This is a genomic window from Pirellulales bacterium (genome assembly GCA_036490175.1).
GTDB lineage: Bacteria > Planctomycetota > Planctomycetia > Pirellulales > JACPPG01 > JACPPG01.
Genome location: DASXEJ010000076.1, coordinates 37,471 through 49,689, shown reverse-complemented (window position 1 = coordinate 49,689; position 12,219 = coordinate 37,471). Strand labels below are relative to the sequence as shown.

The 12,219-nt window shown below is 59.2% G+C and carries 9 protein-coding genes; 8 read left to right on the top strand and 1 reads right to left on the bottom strand.

The features are described 5' to 3' along the window. The 8 genes from VGG64_05355 to VGG64_05320 all read left to right on the top strand — a co-directional run. The coding region (locus tag VGG64_05355; protein HEY1599005.1) for an MFS transporter at window positions 1-1,235 on the top strand (1,235 nt) is incomplete at its 5' end. 188 nt (window positions 1,236-1,423) lie between these two features. Beyond that, a complete protein-coding gene (modA, locus tag VGG64_05350) occupies window positions 1,424-2,284 on the top strand; it encodes a molybdate ABC transporter substrate-binding protein (GenBank protein HEY1599004.1) in 861 nt (286 codons plus the stop codon). 4 nt (window positions 2,285-2,288) lie between these two features. Then, window positions 2,289-2,951 (top strand): molybdate ABC transporter permease subunit, encoded by a 663-nt coding sequence (modB, locus tag VGG64_05345; GenBank protein HEY1599003.1) that lies wholly within the window; start codon window positions 2,289-2,291, stop codon window positions 2,949-2,951. Continuing rightward, entirely contained in the window at window positions 2,948-4,036 is a 1,089-nt protein-coding gene (gene modC / locus VGG64_05340; protein HEY1599002.1) for a molybdenum ABC transporter ATP-binding protein, read from the top strand. Before modB ends, modC begins: the two co-directional genes overlap by 4 nt. Window positions 4,037-4,136: 100 nt before the next feature. Beyond that, entirely contained in the window at window positions 4,137-4,739 is a 603-nt protein-coding gene (locus tag VGG64_05335; GenBank protein ID HEY1599001.1) for a thioredoxin family protein, read from the top strand. 40 nt (window positions 4,740-4,779) lie between these two features. Further along, window positions 4,780-5,262, top strand: coding sequence for a glutathione peroxidase (locus tag VGG64_05330; GenBank protein ID HEY1599000.1), 483 nt, complete (start codon window positions 4,780-4,782; stop codon window positions 5,260-5,262). A 46-nt stretch (window positions 5,263-5,308) separates the two neighbouring features. Continuing rightward, a complete protein-coding gene (locus VGG64_05325) occupies window positions 5,309-6,397 on the top strand; it encodes a membrane dipeptidase (GenBank protein ID HEY1598999.1) in 1,089 nt (362 codons plus the stop codon). Between the two features lie 416 nt (window positions 6,398-6,813). Then, the gene (locus VGG64_05320) at window positions 6,814-9,777 is read left to right on the top strand and encodes a right-handed parallel beta-helix repeat-containing protein (protein HEY1598998.1); all 2,964 of its coding nucleotides are present in this window, start codon (window positions 6,814-6,816) and stop codon (window positions 9,775-9,777) included. Window positions 9,778-9,951: 174 nt separating this feature from the next. Here the strand turns inward: VGG64_05320 and VGG64_05315 are convergent, their stop codons facing one another. After that, a complete protein-coding gene (locus VGG64_05315; GenBank protein ID HEY1598997.1) occupies window positions 9,952-12,171 on the bottom strand; it encodes a fibronectin type III domain-containing protein in 2,220 nt (739 codons plus the stop codon). Between the last annotated feature and the right edge of the window lie 48 nt (window positions 12,172-12,219).

Below are 12,219 nucleotides of genomic sequence, written 5' to 3'. Positions count from 1 at the left end.
GACTGCCATTCTATTATGGTTGGGTGAATGTGGTGCTGGCGGCGATGGCGATGCTGGCCACGCTGCCCGGGCGCACGCAAGGTTTGGGGCTTGTTACCGAGCCATTGCTGGCCGATTTGAACCTCAACCGCGACGTGTACGCTCAGCTCAACCTGTGGGCCACGCTGCTGGGAGCACTATGCTGCCTCCCCGTGGGTCAATTGCTCGATCGCTTTGGCTCGCGCCGTGCGCTGGCGGTGATCGTCGCCGCGCTTGCACTGACGGTTTGGAGCATGAGTGCTGTAACGAGCGCCGGTGTCCTGTTCCTTCTGCTGACACTCACGCGCGGGCTCGGCCAAAGTGCGTTATCGGTTGTCAGCATCGCGCTGGTTGGAAAATGGTTTCCTCACCGCATCAGCCTCGCCATGGGTTTGTACGCCGTGCTGGTAGGCTTGTTCTTTGCCACGGCCTTTGTGCTGGTGGGCTGGTCCGTCGGACAGTTGGGCTGGCGCGTCGCTTGGCGAAATATCGCGATCGCGCTGGCCGTATTCCTACCGATGGCGTGGCTGCTAGTACGAAGCACACCCGAAAGCTGCGGTCTACTGCCCGACGCGGGACCTGGCGACGAATCGGCTTCCCTGTCGGGGCTGTATCTGCACGAGGCGCTGCGCACGCCTGCATTTTGGGTTTTCGCACTGGCAACGGCCGTTTACGGTCTCGTGGTCTCAGGCGTGGGGCTTTTCAACGAGGCTATCTTGGCCGAGCTGGGCTTCGATCAAAAAACGTACTATCAGACATTGGGACTTTCGACATTGGTCGGTCTGGCGAGCCAATTGCTGTCGGGTTGGATCGGTTGGAAATGGTCGTTGCCACGGCTGATGTCGCTGGCGATGGGATTGTACGCGGCGTCGCTTCTGTGGTTGCCGCACGTCACGACGCTTACCCAATTATGGGGCAATGCCTTCCTGATGGGTGCAGCGGGGGGCATGATCACTGTGGTCTTTTTTGCCATCTGGGCCGATGCGTTTGGCCGCGTCCACTTGGGCCGCATCCAGGGCGCGGCGCAAATGTTGACGGTAGTTTCATCCGCCGTGGGACCAATACTATTTGCCGAGTGCGAGCTACGGACAGGCTCGTACTCACTGGTATTTCACACGCTCGCTCCCATTGTGCTCGCGCTGGGAGTGGCCGCCTGGCATGTCCCCCTGCCTGTGAATGCGAAGACTCGATTACGCGAGGCGCTGGCCACGGGTTGATCGCAGGCCTGCATTGCTGAGATACGCAGTGGCGCTCTGCACTCGGTTGAGTGGTGCCCTGGCGGCGGCAACGTTATAACTGGGACAATCTTCTACCCGCAGAGATATTCTCCTACATGTCAATACAGTTCGGGCCGCACAGGACTGCGCGTGTTGGCCGCCGCGGCTTAGTCTTCTATGCGCTTGCCTTGAGCCTTATCGCGTGTGGATGTGGCACACAAGCGCCGCGCGCGGATGCTACAAAAAAGGGAGCCGAGCCTGCCGCTTCTACTTCCGGTGAAGCACTTGCGAAGGGGGCCGTCGACGGCGCGATTGCGGGGGACGCCAGCGCGCACAACATCCACTCTGTGCGTGTCGCCGCGGCCTCGGACTTGCAATTCGCGCTCAAAGATCTGGCCGCTCAGCTTCAGACTGCGCACCCAGAATTTGCCGTCGAAATTGTCTTCGGCTCAAGCGGCAATTTGTACGCGCAACTGACGAACACGGCCCCGTTCGACATGTTTCTGTCGGCCGACATGAGCTATCCGCGGCGGTTGGTCGAAGCGAATTTGGCCTCCGCGGAATCAGAGTTCCTGTATGCCATTGGCCAGATCGTGGTTTGGGTTTCGACCTCGTCAGCGCTCGATCTCGACAAGCTTGGCATTCGCGCGCTCGCCGATCCGTCGGTTAAGAAAATCGCCATCGCCAATCCCAAGCATGCCCCCTATGGTCGCGTGGCAGAGGCGGCGATGCAGAAACTGGGCGTGTACGACGACGTCAAAGACCGCCTGGTGCTGGGCGAGAACATCTCGCAAACGGCACAATTTGTGGAATCCGGTGCGGCCGACATCGGCATCATCGCCCTCTCGCTGGCCATGGCACCGGCCATGAAAGACAAGGGGCGCTATTGGCCTGTCCCGCAGGACGCCTACCCACGATTGGAACAGGGAGGAATCATCATGAATAATGCCCAAGACCCGATGGCGGCCCACGCGCTGCGTACTTTTCTCACGGGCGAGGAAGGAAAGTCAATTCTGCGAACCTACGGATTTGTGATGCCGGAGGAATAGCGTCTTGGACATCACGGCGATTTGGCTGACACTTCGGCTAGCGGCCTGCACTACGGCCATATTGCTCGCCCTTGGTTTGCCGTTGGCATATTGGCTGGCCACGAGTCAGCGCTGGTGGCGGTTTGCCGTCGATGCCGCTGTGGCTTTGCCGCTGTTGCTACCGCCCACCGTGTTGGGCTTTTACCTGCTGACCGGAATGGGACCTAACAGCCTATTGGGCCGGGCGTTCAAAGGCCTGGGCGGCGGCTCGATCCCGTTTTCTTTTGCGGGTATTCTGGTCGGCTCCGTGCTCTACAATCTGCCATTTGCCGTGCGACCGTTTACCGCTGCCTTCCTCAGCGTTGATCGGCGGTTGGTCGAGGCTTCGTGGTGCTTAGGAGTTTCGCGGCTGGCGACGTTTCGCCGCGTGACAGTTCCCCTCTGCTGGCCCGGCATTCTCACAGGATTGGTGCTGGCCTTTGCACACACCGTGGGCGAGTTTGGCGTCGTGTTGATGGTGGGCGGAAACATACCCGGCGTGACGCGCACCATATCGGTGGCGATTTATGACGACATACAAGCCCTTGATTATCAAGCGGCCGGCCAAAGTGCGGCCGTGCTGTTGACCTTCGCCTTCAGCGCGCTGTGCGTGACATACGCCCTTTCGCGCCGGTCGCTACCGTTATGAGCACTCTCCTGGTAGCCGACTTCGAAAAGCGCTTCGCCGGCGGACCGCGTGTGCATGGCCAGCTGCAATTGCCGGCCGAGGGAAGTGGCGTGACGGTGCTCTTTGGCCCGTCGGGCTGTGGCAAGACGACAATTCTGCGATCGCTGGCCGGTCTCGAGCATCCAGAGCGTGGCCATATCGAGTTTGCGGGCGAAGTGTGGCTAGACACCGAGCGACGATTATCGTTGTCGCCACAACGGCGCGGCGTGGGCTTCTTGTTCCAGCAATATGCGTTGTTTCCTCATTTAACAGTGCGAGGCAACGTCGGCTATGGATTGCGACGGTCCGCGTTGTCTGCTGCATCGGCGCAAGTGGCAGAGATTCTTGATCGGTTGCAAATCAGCGACCTGGTCAATCGCTACCCGGCTCAGCTTTCTGGCGGTCAACAACAGCGCGTCGCACTTGCGCGGGCGGTCGTGTGCCAGCCGCGACTGCTGTTGCTCGACGAACCGCTGTCGGCGCTCGACGCGCCCGTGCGTGAACGTTTGCGCGGCGAGCTGCGACGCATGTTGCTCGCCATCGGCAAGCCGACGATCGTCGTTACGCACGATCGGATCGAAACACTGGCGCTGGCCGACACCGTTGTCGTGCTGACCGAGGGCGAGGTGCGTCAGGTCGGGCCAGTGCATGAGGTATTCAGCCAGCCGCGCAGCTTGGCCATTGCCCAAATCGTGGGAATCGAAACCGTCGTGCCTGGCAAGGTGGTTTGTCTCACCGACGGGCTCGCTACAGTGCAGGTCGCAAATGCGCAGCTAACCGCGGTCGCGTCCCAAGAGCTAGGAACAAATGTGTTCGTGTGCATCCGCGGCGAGGATGTCCTCCTGCAGCGCGCGGCGGCCGCCGGCACCAGCGCACGCAATCAACTGTCGGCACGAGTGACCAGTATCGTCGCCGAGGGGCCGCTGACCCGCATTGGGCTCGACTGCGGCTTTGTCCTTACGGCGCTGGTCACCAGGCCCGCGTGCGAGGAAATGCACTTGCAGGTCGGTGACCACGTGACGGCTCTTATCAAGGCGCCGGCCATTCACCTGGTCGGGCATGACTAGTCCCCGCGATTGACGATCCGCGCTGATCGGCCTATCGTTAGGCAGGTATGGCGTAGTGCGGGTGTGCGTCGCCTGATTCTTATAGTGTGAGGAGACTCTTATGGTTCGTTTGCTGGTCATGATCGTCGTAGGACTGACTGCGACGTGCGCATTTGCGGGTGAATTCAATGCGGTGTTGAACGTCGGCGATGCGGCGCCCGCCTGGAGCGATCTGCCCGGCGCCGACGGCCAGCCGCACGCGCTAGCAAATCTAGCGGACCGCAAGGTCGTGGTGGTCGTCTTCACCTGCAACAGCTGCCCAGTCGCGCGCGATTACGAAGATCGGATCATGGCGCTCGCCAAACGTAACCCTCAGCAGGTGGCGGTCGTCGCCATCAACGTAAATCGCGTCGCGGACGATAGTCTGGCCAAGATGACCGAGCGGGCGAAGGAGCGCGGCTTCCCGTACCCCTATCTTTACGATGAGACGCAACAAATCGGCCGCGACTACGGCGCCAGCGCCACGCCCGATTTTTTCGTGCTGTCTGCCGAGCGCAAGATCGTGTACATGGGCGCGATGGACGACGCCAGTGATCCCGCGCTGGTCAAGCAGAATTTCCTCGACGACGCGATCCAGGCCACGCTGGCCGGCAAGGCGCCGGCAACGACCGAGACGTTTGCCCGCGGCTGTGGAATCCGTTATGCGCGGCAGCGTGGCAAGTAATGCGCTACACACCCGGCGCGCGTCCGTAGTGGTCTTGCGCATGAACAGCATCTACGATATTCCGGTGCAGGCCATTGATGGCCGCATGCAAACGCTTGAGCCCTTTCGTGGTCAGGCGTTATTGATCGTCAATGTCGCCAGCCAGTGCAGCTTCACGCGACAGTACGCCGGTCTGGAAGAGCTTTATCGACGTCACGAGAACCGAGGTTTCTCCGTGCTCGGCTTTCCGTGTGATCAGTTTTTGCACCAGGAGCCAGGAACCGAAGCCCAGATTCAGAGCTTCTGCTCACGCAACTACGACGTCACGTTTCCGATGTTTGCCAAGATCAACGTGAATGGCGCCCAAACTCACCCGCTGTACCGGTTTCTAAAATCTGCTCGTCCCGGTCTGCTCGGTACTAAAAGCATCAAATGGAACTTCGGCAAGTTTCTTGTCGATCGCGACGGTCACGTCGTGAAGCGATATTCAATGTTCGCCACGCCCGAGCGTATCGAACGAGACGTCGCGGCGCTGGTGGGTTGAACGCACGGGCGCGAACAAGTAATCGACCTCAAGAACTCCTATTTATATGCGACTGATCTTTGATTCGCATCTCGACCTGTCCTGGAACGCGTTGAGCTATAACCGCGATCAGACCGAAACGGTCGATCAGATCAACCAGCGCGAGGCCGGTATGGATCCGGCTGGCGGGCGCGGACATGCCACGACCAGCTTGCCCGAGATGCGTGCGGGCCGCGTGGCCGTTTGCATGGGAACGCTCTTGGCCCGCGCCAAACGGCATGTGCAACCCGCCGTTGGCCATCGCCGCACCGATCTCGACTTTGGCACGCAATCGATCGCCTATGCGATCGCGCAAGGGCAACTCGCCTACTATCGGCTCCTCGAGCAGCAGGGCGAGATGCGCATGATTGGCACGGCGCGCGAGCTCGACGAGCATTGGCAGCAGTGGCAAAGCAATCCCACGGCGCGATTGCCGATTGGCAACATCCTGGCGATGGAAGGAGCCGACCCGATCGTCGACCCCAGCCAGGTCGAAGCCTGGTTCGCTGCCGGCTTGCGCAGCGTTATGCCATCGCACTACGGCAAGAGCCACTATTCCGTGGGCACCGGCGACAACGGACCGCTGACCGACCGCGGCGTCGAACTGCTCAAAGAATTCGAGCGGATCGGCATGATCCTCGACATGACGCATCTCTCGGATCAGAGTTTTTTTCAGGCGCTCGATTGCTATCACGGCCCTGTGATGGCCAGCCACAATAATTGCCGCGCGCTGGTGCCGGCCGATCGTCAATTCTCTGACGAGCAGCTGCGGTTGCTCATCGAGCGCGGCGCGGTCATCGGGGTAGTCTGCGACGCCTGGATGCTTCGCCCCGGCTGGCGGATCGGCGTGACACAGCCCGACGGGCTAACGATGTCAGCCCTGGTCGATCATATCGATCACATTTGCCAATTGGCCGGCAACGCCCAGCATGCGGCCATCGGCAGCGACCTCGATGGCGGCTACGGCACCGAGCAGACCCCCAGCGATCTGAAGACCATTGCCGATTTGCAAAAACTCGAGCCGCTCTTGACGGCCCGCGGCTACAGCGCGACCGACATCGACAATATCTTCCACGCCAACTGGCTGCGCTTCTTCCGCCGCTGGCTGCCGCAGTAAGCGCGCCGGCGGGCACCTTTACGGGGTAGTTCGAGCGTGAATGCGCGCGCGGCTGCTGTTCCATCCGCCGCCAGCCGTCACGATCAGCAAAGCACGTCGACATCAGCCTTCTCTCCGTGGCGGCCGTCCCCCTTCTCTCGGTGCTACCACCGCGCGGCTAGCAGCATGCCGCACCGCCCCGATCTGGCCACGTGCGCGGCCGCCTGCCCGCAAGGTTTGCGCAGCTTTTGCTGACTAACGGAAACGCTTGAATCCACGCTGTGACTTTGCGGATTGTAGCGAAAAGTCTCATCCGGAAACTTCTACCGTGACGATGGACCATACCGCATCTAACGATTGTGACGGCGACACACCGTCCGTCTTCCGAGGGGGGAGAGAGCGTGAAGGCAATTCCATTTGTCACAAAGAGACTCCGTATGCCGGGCGCGGCTGCGGGTCGGTCCGTCATATCGGGCCGTTTCGTATGCGTTACGGCACTCGGCCTGCTGGCCCTGGTGCTGGGCGCCGCCGGGATGGCACGCGCGCAGGCCATTGTCACCGATTCGGGCGCGCCGGGCCCGAGCTTCATGAGTCCGCTCAGCACGCCTGGTCTGCAGCCGTTCTGGGTTGGCTACGTCGGTGCCGATCGCGGGCTTGGCTTTCAGGGGCAATATCTCTCGGCCGGCGGCCTGTTACCGATCACGACCGATATGCTCGACGGCACGTGGTTCGTCGACGCTCGTGCCCACGTGACGGCCGACTACGGACAATTCTTCAGTAACCTCGGAATTGGGCGTCGCGCGTATTTCGATCCGCTGAACGCGATCGTCGGCCTCAGTGGCTGGTACGACTACGACGGCGATGCCTACCAAAACTACGGCTATCGCTACAATCAGCTGGGCGTGACCGGCGAAATATTCAATCCGGTGTGCGACGTCCGGGTGAACGGCTACTTTCCCGTGGGCGCGACCAGTCATGTGCTGAATGAATTCACCCAAAACTATCTGCTGTACCAAAACGGCATCGATACGGCGTTGCACGGCGGCGATGCCAAATTCAGCCTCCGGCCCGCGTTCCTTGGCCCGCTCAACGGCTACATCGATATCGGCGGGTACGTTTACAAATCGCCCGTCGTGTCGACCTTCGGCGGTATCTCGACCGGTTTCGGCGTGCAGCCCGTCCCCGGCGTTGCCATCAACATGGAAGTCAACCATGACGATTTGTTCGGCACCACGGGATTCATCCGCGTGGCCTTTGGCCTGCGCGGCTCGCCAGGCAACTCGCGCACGGGTAACCGCCTGCTGGAGCCAACCCGACGCAACGATCATATTGTCCGCTTCAATCAGCAGCCTGAGATCGCGACGAACCCGACGACGAACGCGTATTACCACGTAATTCATGTCGACAACAACGCCCCGGCGGGCGGAAACGGTACCGCAGAGCACCCGTTCAATTCGTTGATCACTGCCCAGAACGCGTCAGCCGTGCATGACATCATCTACGTCCATTCCGGCGACGGGACGGCACGCAACTACAACGAGGGGATCGTTCTCAAAGACGATCAAACTCTGTTGGGTTCGGGCAATAGCTACGTGATGCAGACGACCGAAGTGGGCGGATTCTTGCTCAAGGCGCTCGATCAGGAAGGTCCGGTAATCACCAACGCCGCGGGCGGGGCCGTAACGCTCGCCAACGACGATCGCGTTGGCGGCATGACGATCACGGGCGCCCAGTTCGGCATCGTCGGCAATTCGGTCAACAACTTCTCGATGGAGAGCAACCGGATCATCAACTCCGGCGTCGATGGCGTGCTCTTGACCAATTTCACGGGCTTGGCGCATATACGCAACAATACGATCACCGACAACCGCGAAGACGGCATCCACATCTTCGGCGGCACCGGCAATTACGACATCCGCGGCAACACCGTCGATGCGAACATTCGCAACGGTATCTTCTTCGAGTCATCTAATGGCGCCGCGGCGATCGACTCCAATACGATCGGTGAGAATGGTCGCGGCAACTGGGCCGGCCTGCAAGTCCTGACCAACTCCGGCAGCATGAACGTAGAGGTCAGCGACAACTCCGTGCAGGGCAATACCGAGGGCATGCTCCTGCAGGTACAGAACGTTGGGGCAGAGCTGACGGCCAACATCCACGACAACCGTCCGATTCAATACAACCTGGGCGATGGCATTCAGCTTGCCTCGCGCAATGGCTCGGTGCTGAACTTCGCCATCACGAATAACCAGATCAATTTCAACGGCCAATCCGGCGGCGGCGGTGCAGGAATTCGGATGTACTCGTTAGACGGCGCTGTGAATGGCGCAATCAGCAATAATTCGTTTATCAATAATGCCGGTAGCCAGTCTACGGTTGGCGGCATTATCTTCTTCGATACCGCCGCCGCAATTTCAGGACAGTTCGAGGGCAATAGTCTTACAAATCTTAGTTTCGCGAACAATACGGTCGCCGGCTACAACACTCAACAGCAAGTTCAAGCCAGCCCGTACGTAAATGCCCATTGGGGCGACGGTATCCGACTCGACTACGCTGTGACAAACACTGATGTCCAATTGCTGAATCTCAATAACAATCAGATCCAGAACAATATCGGCTACGGATTATCACTATTTGTAACCGGAACGACGCGCCTCGATGCAACGTTGACCACCAATAACATCTCTAATAACTACCTGGCCGGTCTCGAAACCGAGGCCAGCGGCCTATCATTGGTGCGAATCACTGCCACAAATAATACCATCAATGGGAACGTAAGCCCAACCGTTGCGCAGGCCGGAACCGGTGGCAAGGATGGTGGTGTCTCGCTGCAAAGCGACGGCCTAACCAGCCGCATCATTGGTGGCTTCTCAAACAATGTCATCAACTACAACGGCGAATACTCTCAAACCGTTCCCACAAACGCTGGCGACACGCCTGTGTCTGGCATTACTGCCACAACCAGCGGCGGGGGTAGCATGGCTTTGCAGATCTTTGGCAATCAAATCCGCGGCAATGGCCACGATGGAGTGGACCTGCTTGCCCACGATCCTATTCCGCCTTTGACTTTCCAAGCGACGATCGCCGCTGAAATCCGTGACAATGTCATGGACTTCAACCGTGCCCAAACGCCCCAAGCCAGTTCGCCAGTCCATGCACTGGTAGACCAGGAAACGCCGCCAAACCAATCGGTGATTTTGGTAGAGTTGACGCACAACATCTCGAATCAACAGTACCTCTTTGAGAATACCTCCAACAACCCTCCGCCAACCGGTGTGGTTGGCGTAGAGGATGGGGGCCTGAACACGCCGCTTATAATCTTTTCCGGTGCCGGTGTCACGACCCTTCTTCCGCAGGGCACTGTCGCCGGTGTCATCGCACCGATGCTGGTCTTCCCATAATGGGCTCGTGCTGACGCACGCCCGCGCGAATGTCTGCAGCGGACATGAAAGTACAATCTGACGCTTGCCGTGACTTCAATAGTACAGCAAGGCAGTGCTACCACGAGAAGGAGTGGCAGAGGTAGCGCATCTGACTAGTGGGACGTACGGACCGCCCCGTATCGCGCCGGAACATTATTGCCGGCGCCCGGGGAAATAATCCACCGTCGCGTATTGAGCAAACGCGCTATCTGTGACCGCATGTGCAGCCTGGGCAACGCTGCTCGTGGCAATAGCGTTTGATGGCGCGGCCGAGGCCATGGCCGAACTTGCGGACAGTGTCGTCACTCCAATCCAGGCTGTCGCAGCAAAGCCGGAGGAATTGAAGGCCAACAGATTGAACGCATAGGTGGTACCGGGAGATAAACCGCCGATAGTCGCGCCGAGGGTCGAGGCCGTATAGGAGCTGATCAGAGTCGCTTGGTTGCCAATAAACTGATACAGCTGGTACCCAGTCGCACCGCTGGAAACCAGCCACGTCAAACTGACCGACGTGCTATTCTGGGAAAATCCGTTGAAATTCTGCGGCACGGGCGGCGGGCTTGCTGTGGACGTGGTTACCGCGATCCAAGGTGTGGCAGCTACTTGTCCTGATTGGTTCCAGGCTACGAGGTTGAACGGATATGTGGTGCCGGCGGTTAAGTTTCTTACAATCGCGCTAGTAACACCCGGCGCGTACGATCCGATAAGCTGCGCTGTACCATTCACGAATTGATACAGATTATAGCCACTCTCGCCGGTCGCCGAAGTCCAATTCAGCGTGACTTGATTCGCCAAAACCTGCGTCGAATGGAAGTTTTGCGGCGGCGTTATAGCTCCCTGCGCGGGGAAGGTCGTAGCGCCGACCCAAGCAGTGCCCGCGGAACTGATCGTGTTATATGCAACCAGGTTGAATGCGTACTGCGTGCCAGGAGATAAGCCGCCAATTGTTATTGACGTGGTACCTGCCTGAACGTTGGCGACAATCGTCGGCAGTCCATTAACGAACTCGTAAACGTTGTAACCGATGGCATAGATCGACGTACTCCAGAAGAGCTTAACCTGGGTCGTTGAAGCGGTCGTCGCCGAGAAGCTGGCGGGGGCCGTGACGGGGAAAATCAACGACGGACTGGCCGGATTCGTAGGAGTAGCCGTGCCCGTATTCCCAGATGTGACTGGCGAACCTGTCCCACCGGTAGACACTACGGGGCCGGTCGAAACCGAAGCAGCCGTACCATAGCTGGCCAAATACGGAACGAGTTGATCGGCCACAGGAGTTCCAATTCCCGTCGCCAGGTCGTAGCCAGGGCCTGCCTTTTGGAAGTTGTTGCTCCCCTGCGTGATGTCCGTGAAGGCTGAGGCGGGTGCCGAATAAAGTGCCGGCATCGTCTGCGTCGTCCCGTCCAACGTCCCCAAGCCATTTAGAGCTCGGCCCTGATTGGCGATTGCCAACATTGCGGCCCACTGAGGCGAGCCAGCACTCGTGCCACCGATTCCGTCTTCAAGCCAACCTGTGCCGTCCGGCCCAAAGGTCGAATACAAAGCAAAACCGGTCTCCGGTGCGGCATTGTACGAAACATCCGGCACCTTGCGGTTGGGGAATTCCTGACTGATGCCGCCACCACCGCTGCCGTTGCTACTAGCCGGTGGGCCCCAGGCCTTCTCACTGATAACCGCGCCTGTTGTCGGATCGATATCCAAAGCCGTCCCGCCGACAGCCAGAACATTGGGAGATACGGATGGGAAAATGGCGAAACCATGGTCTCCTGTCGCGGCGACAAACGTTATGCCTTGATGCCCGGCAGGAGTCGTTAGTACCTGTGCGCTCAGTGTCTGATCAATCGTTTGATTAATTAGACTGTCCTGGGTACCGAAGCTCATCGAGATTACAGATACTCCGGGCTGGTGCCGTGCATAATCGACGGCAGCGAATAGGTTCGAACTTGGTGCGCCCACGCCATTGTCGTCGTTGGCATCATTTGCCTCGACAAGAAGAATGTTCGCGCCCGGAGCAATCGCATGCGCCCATTCCACATCAAGACTCGTCTCGATCTCCCAGACACCGTTTGGGTCAGTACCTGGTAGCGTCGAACCACCGTTCTGATTGACAATCTTCAAGCTGGGCGGAGCTGCAATGCCGAATGTATTATCAAACACGGTCAAATCAGAGGCGATGTTGGGGTCGTCATAAGCGTCGACGATAGCGATCGTTTGTCCAGTGCCATCGGCAGTGACGGATCCAAACGTCAGATTGCCTAATCCATATGCCGCGCGTATCTGGGCAGGCGTGTAACCGCTCGGCGTCGCGGTACTCGGATCAGTGCCAGCTGCCGGCGTGTTCAACATGTAATCGGTGACCGGTGTCACCGACAGCATTTGCCGAGACTCTAGGTCCTCGACTGTTAATACACGCGTTGACTTATT